Genomic DNA, 2270 nt, shown 5'->3' on the forward strand with positions numbered 1-2270 from the left:
ATTCTTGTGAAAAAGTTCTTCGTGTTCTCTTAGACATAAAAATTCCTCCTGGTATGTTTTCTTCTAGTCTACACACCCTAATTTTTCTGTCTAGTTAATTGTAGCCTATCCAAAGACAAAAGTAGCTAAGAAAGCAGTACGTTTATTTGCATTATGAAAAGGATGTTTCTTTATCAATTGTATAAGTAGGATAGCTGCTTTTTCATAAATCGAAGGATAAACCTCTTCACCAAAAGCTGAGGCTCGAAGTTGTCCTACACACATTTCTAAAGCATTCGCGTCCTTTACACCAATGGGTTCATTAGGAGAGTATTTTTTTATTTGGATCACATTCATTTTTATAACATCTTTGGCTTCTAGGTAATGAACACTCATTTATCGACAAGCTCTCTAAAAGTAGTATCATATTCAGTTAATGCTTGAGATATTGCTACATCGATCTCATCAGATAAGGTTTGTTTTTTTGTAATTGCTGCTCGAAGTTTTTCTTCATCTAAAAAAACCGTATCTCCAGGATTTAACCCATTTTCTTTAAGAAACTCCTTTGAAATAGTTAATACTACTGAATTCCCTACTTCTCTGAATTTTCTTTCTTTGATTGCCATAGTCTTCTCCCCTTTTTTGTTTGTATATACAGTATATACGCTTATTGATTTTAAATCAATCGTAGTCCCTCTCATGTCTAACTCTATAGAAAGATTGTTCTTTCTATAGAATTAAGAAAAACCAAAAAAATTTTTAGAATACAAACTGCTATCCCCTCGCCTATTTATATATACCATTTATTTTATATGATTATATAGAACCTTATATAATTTGTGTTTTCCAAAAAAAATATAGCATACCAATTGACAAACGTCCCTATAATTGGTATAGTCCAATTGTAGGGGTACTCCTCTCTCCTACTTATTGAAAGGATGAATGACATGAAAAATACAGAAATATATCAAAAAATAGATACAATCATACTTCATATGCCCGATTATATAAAAGATTTTGTTCAAGATCGTGAAGATAAAGATCAATCACCTCGAACCACTTTAGAATATCTAAAAAATTATAAGCTCTTTTATGAATGGCTTCTGAGTGAGTCTATCGTTCCTGATACTTCAATCACCTCGATAAGACATTTAACTGCCTATGACCTAAACTTGTACAAATCTCATTTGAAACGTCGCGCAAAAGAAAATGTAAAAAAAGATACAACAAAAGCTAAGCTCGAAGATAATAATAACTTAGGCCTATCCACTTCTACTATCAATAGAAATATAACAGCATTGAAAGTTCTATTTAAATATCTTTCGAAAAGTTCCAATAATCCTCTAGGAAAACCATACTTAGACGATAATCCTATGGACCAGGTAGCAACTATCACAGATAAAACAACTTTAGCAGCTCGTGCAAATGCCATTGAGAAAAAATTATTTCTAGACGAAGATACACAAAATTATCTAGATTATATTGCCAATGAATATAAAAATACTTTGAGCAAACGAGCTCTGATCTATTACCATCGAGATGTAGAAAGAGACCTGGCGATCAATGCACTGATTTTAGGATCTGGATTGAGACTCTCCGAGGTTGTAAATATTAACTTAGATGATCTATCTTTGGATAAGAATAAGGTGGTAGTAACTAGAAAAGGAAATAAGAGAGATGCGGTCAATATAGCAGCGTTCGCAATGGAATATTTAGCTAATTATCTAGCTATTCGGAAAGAAAGATATAAAGTGACAGAAAACGAAAAAGCATTATTTCTAGCAATTTACCAAGGAGAAGCCAAACGTATATCCGGTATTGCAATCGAACGGATGGTAGCAAAATATTCGAAAGGATTCAGAGTACAAGTCAGTCCGCATAAACTGCGTCATACATTGGCTACTAGACTCTACCAACAGACAAATTCTTTGGTATTGACTGCCCAACAATTGGGACATTCAAGTACAAATACAACAACTTTATATACTCATATAGATAATGCAGCTACCATTGATGCATTGAACGCTTTATGAGTATAATATATAAATAGCCAAAATAGTAAAGTGAGAATAATGAATGAAACCATGAATCCTTTTAACGTAAATGGATTCATGGTTCTTTTTTTGTTGTAACCAATAATCTTTTGTTAATAAATATGATTAACTATTGAGTAATTCATAATAAATTATAATTACTGGCAAGTAGAGGTGGTTTAGTCAAGTCCATAATCCTGTGTAAAATACTATACAATGTTTTACCGGTCTCTCATTGATCAAACTTAATATATTTTC

The 2270-nt window shown here is 32.2% G+C and carries 2 protein-coding genes and 1 pseudogene; 1 reads left to right on the forward strand and 2 read right to left on the reverse strand.

All coding sequences use genetic code 11. The annotated features are described in order from the left end of the window. Positions 1–111: 111 nt before the first annotated feature. Together FGQ66_RS14935 and FGQ66_RS14940 are read right to left on the reverse strand one after the other, a co-directional pair. A pseudogene (locus FGQ66_RS14935) lies at positions 112–375 on the reverse strand (type II toxin-antitoxin system death-on-curing family toxin); the annotation flags it as partial. Then, positions 372–605 (reverse strand): AbrB/MazE/SpoVT family DNA-binding domain-containing protein, encoded by a 234-nt coding sequence (locus tag FGQ66_RS14940; RefSeq protein ID WP_002295764.1) that lies wholly within the window; start codon positions 603–605, stop codon positions 372–374. The pseudogene FGQ66_RS14935 and the gene FGQ66_RS14940, both read right to left, overlap by 4 nt. A 321-nt stretch (positions 606–926) precedes the next feature. Between FGQ66_RS14940 and xerS the strand changes: the two genes are divergently transcribed. Next, entirely contained in the window at positions 927–2012 is a 1086-nt protein-coding gene (xerS, locus tag FGQ66_RS14945) for a tyrosine recombinase XerS (protein WP_138302657.1), read from the forward strand. Positions 2013–2270: the final 258 nt, after the last annotated feature.

It is taken from the genome of Enterococcus sp. BSD2780061688st2 D3 (assembly GCF_005844145.1).
Taxonomy (GTDB): Bacteria; Bacillota; Bacilli; order Lactobacillales; family Enterococcaceae; genus Enterococcus_B; species Enterococcus_B durans.

Excerpts from the sequence above, each read along its gene's own strand:
- xerS (WP_138302657.1), top strand. The coding sequence starts at position 927 with ATGAAAAATACAGAAATATATCAAAAAATAGATACAATCATACTTCAT.
- FGQ66_RS14940 (WP_002295764.1), bottom strand. The coding sequence starts at position 605 with ATGGCAATCAAAGAAAGAAAATTCAGAGAAGTAGGGAATTCAGTAGTA.